The organism is Armatimonadota bacterium, assembly GCA_022563855.1.
Lineage (GTDB): Bacteria > Armatimonadota > Fimbriimonadia > Fimbriimonadales > Fimbriimonadaceae > JADFMN01.
The window spans coordinates 1-4,397 of sequence record JADFMN010000022.1; the positions used below are offsets into that span (position 1 = coordinate 1).

At 57.7% G+C, this 4,397-nt stretch carries 5 protein-coding genes; 4 read left to right on the forward strand and 1 reads right to left on the reverse strand.

Going from position 1 to position 4,397, the window contains the following annotated elements; translation table 11 throughout:
- Positions 1-133 (forward strand): phosphoenolpyruvate synthase (locus IH944_14635; protein ID MCH7905790.1); only part of this gene is annotated, 133 nt, incomplete at its 5' end.
- Positions 134-356: 223 nt separating this feature from the next.
- Positions 357-980, forward strand: coding sequence for a methyltransferase domain-containing protein (locus tag IH944_14640; protein MCH7905791.1), 624 nt, complete (start codon positions 357-359; stop codon positions 978-980).
- Position 981: 1 nt separating this feature from the next.
- On the opposite strand, the gene IH944_14645 is transcribed toward IH944_14640, so the two are convergent.
- Positions 982-2,001 (reverse strand): IS630 family transposase, encoded by a 1,020-nt coding sequence (locus IH944_14645; GenBank protein ID MCH7905792.1) that lies wholly within the window; start codon positions 1,999-2,001, stop codon positions 982-984.
- A 721-nt stretch (positions 2,002-2,722) separates the two neighbouring features.
- Here IH944_14645 and IH944_14650 point away from each other — a divergent pair.
- Positions 2,723-3,457 (forward strand): phosphotransferase, encoded by a 735-nt coding sequence (locus tag IH944_14650; GenBank protein ID MCH7905793.1) that lies wholly within the window; start codon positions 2,723-2,725, stop codon positions 3,455-3,457.
- 252 nt (positions 3,458-3,709) lie between these two features.
- Positions 3,710-4,234: a hypothetical protein gene (locus IH944_14655; GenBank protein MCH7905794.1), complete on the forward strand. Its 525-nt coding sequence runs from the start codon at positions 3,710-3,712 to the stop codon at positions 4,232-4,234.
- Positions 4,235-4,397 lie beyond the last annotated feature (163 nt).

A 4,397-nucleotide genomic window follows, 5' to 3' on the forward strand; every position in this document is an offset into this window, starting at 1 on the left:
GCACGGTGCGGTGGTCGAGCGCGAGTACGGTAAGCCGTGCGTCGTGGGCGTCGACCGGGTGATGACCCGGCTTCACGACGGCCAGAGGGTCGAAGTCGACGGGACGGCGGGGGTGATCCGCGTTCTGTCGTAGCCAGGGGAGGAATCGTCATGAGCATTGAGGTAGAGCTTGTCTCAGTATGTGAAGGTAAAGTAGTGCTAGGGCATCTCGGACTTCTCTTCAATCAACATCCCAGGCGTAAGCATGCGGTAGTTTTGAGTCGCAACATAACAAGGGCATCCAGCTGACCGCCTACGGCCGCGGCTGATGCCAAGCGTTAGGCGGCTACAACAATTGGGCAGCATTGGAGACTTGAATGCAAGACAGCGGAAATCGTAAATGGTACGATAAATTCTCATACATATACGATTGGACTGGCGATTATCCTTATCACCAAGTTCGTAAGAGTGCGATTGACAACCTTCAACTACAGGAAGGAGACGTTGTTGTCGACTTATTCTGTGGTACGGGAATCAATTTTGGGTGTATCCTAGACCACATTGGAGATACAGGAGAGATTATCGGTGTTGATGGATCGGCGGGTATGCTACAACGCGCGGAACAAAGAGTAAAGAAGAAGCATTGGGATACGAAACGAATTCAGTTATTAGAACAAGATTTGAGATACATTGACGAAGATTTCTTTTCCACCACTTTGCCCGAATCTCACACTTCCAAAGTCCTGATAACCCTCGGTCTGTCGGCAATTTCAAACTGGGCTGATTTTTTCGACAGCTTGTATCTTGCCGCGCCTGCTGGCACACGGTTTTCAATCATGGATATTTACTGTGAGAAACCGACCTTGAGTGCCAAGGTAATCAACTACATTGGCTCTAGCGATTGTGCTCGCAAGGTATGGGAACCACTAAAGGCAAAATCATTAGATTACCAAGAAGAATGGTATCGTCCGTTTAGAGTATTGAAGGTTTCTGCTATATAGATCAGTCCAATAAATCTGCAACAAAGCAGCGAAAGAAAATACCCCTGACTTGGCTTGGGTTGCGCTGCATCTTGCGAAGTTTTCGCGAGGCGAGCTGTTTAAGTTCGCTCTTAGTCCGAGCGCCATGATCCTTTAGCTCTTGGTGTTTCAAATGGTTCCAGATTTTCTCGTCTGGATTCCAGTCGGGCGAGTATTTCGGAAGGTAGAAAACATGGAGTCGGGTCTGAGATTCGACGAACGCATGCGTCTTCTTGGATGTATGAGGAGGAGCCTGGTCCATGACAACGACAAGGTGGCGACGTGTGTGGTGCTTCAGCAGTTGGACCAGGAAGTTGATCACGTCGGTTGAGTTGATCCGCTTTTCGAGCAACCTGAATACTAAGCGGCCCTTCTTGCTGACCGCAGATATCGCAGCCACTCCTCCACGTTTTCCTGATACTACTCGAGTCGGGGTTTGGCCACTCGGCGCCCACGTCTTTCCAAGCACCGCTGTCAAAGAGATATTTGCTTCATCCTCAAAATACAAGACCGCTTTGTGCTGCTTGGCGCATCTGCGGATCTTCGGCAGCTCGTATCGCCGCCACTTTGTACGCTCTGCCTCACTCGCCTCAAGATAGCGACGTTCCGGTTTTTGATAGGTCAATCCCGACTCACGAAGACGTCGCCACACGGTTTGGCGCGATACGCGAAGTTTAAATTCTTGCCACAGCACCTGCGCTGCTCGTCTGCAGGTCCACAGGTCAGTCTCGTACCCGAACTCGGATGCACCCTTCACAACAACTTGGAGCAGTTTGGCCGACTCGTTCTCCTTCAGCGTGCGTGGTCGCCCACTTCCTGGACTGCTGCACCGGCGCAACCCCTCAGGGCTGCCAGCCGCATCGTATCGCTTTACCCAACGGTAGATGGTCGTTCGGTCGGTCTGATACGCAGCTGCGACCTGCCCAAGAGGCATTCCCATCTCGCAAGCCTTAACGGCTCGAGCACGGATCTCAAATGTAGAGTAACGACCTTGCTCTTGCACTACGCCATTGGACCACACCCTGACCGTGACTGCAAGATAATGTTGCATATTTATTGGACTGATCTATAGTTGCCTCAGGCGTCAAGAGAGAATGATTATGTATCATGATATCACCTCAAGGTTTGAGAGCCGCCCAACGCCACGACTGGCACGCACACACCAATTCGCGATCTGAACAAACGGTGGGTCGAAATCGGCGATCAGGCCGTAGCTCATCAGGCGGCGCAACTGGCAACAGCGCCGCGGTCGTCCACTGCCACGCAGCGTACCGAACTTCGTCAATAAGTACAATGTCCCGAAATCGATCGCTTGTGCGATTCCGCCCAAATCGTACGAAGGCGTTGCGCGCATTGATTCGCGCCGACGTTCGAGCGGAGAGCCCGTCGTGATCACCTCAGAACCGGCCCGCAATGCAGCCTGACGGGTCCGACCTTGCACATCGGCTGACACGCGCGGTCAGGGGTCATTACGGCCGCGAGGTTCTCTCCATCGCTCGTGTCGCGAAGGGCATGGGCACCACCAACTGGCTGGTGCGCACGCCCGCCGGGGAATACTTCCTGAAACAGTACCCGTCCGACGCCGACATCGCCGGTGAAGCGGTCGCGCTCGAGTTGTCACAATCGGCACGGGCCGCAGGGGTACCGGCAGCATGGGTCATCCCGTCCCTCGCCGGCGAACTGCTCTGGTCAGAGGGTGACCTGGCTTCGCGCTCTTCGAATACCTGTCCGACACAACCTCTGGTGTCGCGCTCGCGCGCGCGCAGATGGCGCAGGCCGGCAGCACCCTCGGACGGCTGCACAAGTGCCTGCGGCGGGTGCGGTCGACCTTCCGGGACATCTCGGAGGAGTGGCTCGCTCTCGATGAGGGGCGGAAGCGCACCGCGCTGGAGCGCTATCTCGCAACGATCGCGCGCCGGGAGGAGCAGGACGACTTCGACCGCCGGACTGCCACCCTCCTGCAGCGCCGACTGGAGCTGCTTCCGAAGGCTGTAGCCCTCCTGGCATCGCTTCCGCCTCTGACGAGGCAGGTAGTCCACGGCGACTACAGCGTTTGGAACATTCTGTTCCGTGACGCCGAGCTGGCCGCCGTCGTGGATTTCCGACCGCCTGAGCCGTTCCTGCCCGCCTTCGAGATCGGCCGGGCCGCTCTCAATCCTGAAACGATGACCGCCGGTCCGTGGCTGGATAAAGCTCTCGCCTTCGTCGAGGAGTACTGCCGAGCCAACCCGGATATCGCGCTCTCCGATATCCGCTTTGCCCCCCACGTGTGGGCGATTCAGCTCGTGAGGAGCGAGTATGGCGTGCGGCAACACTATTTCCGTCCGCTCGAGCAGCAGGCTGATCTCGACCGTTTCTGGTTTCAACGGTGTGAGACCGCCGAAGTGATCCTCGACAACCTCGACGAAATATCGGAGTGCTTCGTCTCCGCCTGGGAGCGCGGTCGCGGTCGAACGTGAGACCCGGGACGACGACCCCGGCGTCCGCAGCGCGAAGATTCTCTCGGCGCTCTTCAAGGTTCGAGAGCTCGGTCGGTCCCGGGGTCCAGATCCGATGTGACGCCAGGACGAGGTAGTCGCCGTCGGGTACACCAGCGACCCGGCCGTGCTAGCACGGACGCTCAAGGCCAACAGCAAGGTCCGGTTTGCCTTGCCATGAACCGCCCGCCGATGGCACTCTGGTCGTTCCGTGACCCCAGAGATCCTCCCCGAGTGCCGGGAAAGCCCGACAGCCGTGCTGAGGGCGGAGTAGACCCGATGCTGCAAGACCTACGGCACACCGTCAGGGCGCTCAGACGTTCCCCCGGTGTGACGCTCTCGGCCATCGCGGTCCTGGGGCTGGGCATCGGCGCGACCGTCGCCATCTTCAGCGTGGTCTATCCGGTGGTACTCACCCCGTTGCCGTTCGACGACCCCGACCGTCTCGTGATCGCGTGGCAGCAGGACGCGCAGGGCGATCTTCGTGAGGTGTCGTACCGGGAGTTTCAGGGGTGGCGGGATCAGGCACGCTCCTTCGCCGCGATGACGGCGATCGGGTCGGTCAACTGGAGCTATCAAGCCTCCAACGCGGATGAGCCGTACGAGATTCCGATCAGCGCCGTCTCCGCGTCCCAGGTGTCGCCGTATGTGCTCCCCGTGGGCATCGCGATGACGTCGACCTCGCGATCGAGCGTCGTCTCTGAAAGTCCAAAACCCAACAGCCTTCGCTTGAAATGGGTCAATCGGTTCCGAACTTGATCCCTTTTCGCCTGCAGCTCCAGAAGCGATTGTGCAGGAGAGATGGACTCCTCAACCAAGCGTTCGACGCGTGCGAGAGACGTCTCCAACAGGGCAAGCTGATTCGCCGTCTGCAGGAGTTCGAGTTGCATCGCCTCGAATTCGAGGCTCTCGATTTCTGCCA

What these genes read in the sequence shown, in the direction of transcription:
- IH944_14640 (MCH7905791.1), top strand. Translation starts at nt 357, where the DNA reads ATGCAAGACAGCGGAAATCGTAAATGGTACGATAAATTCTCATACATA.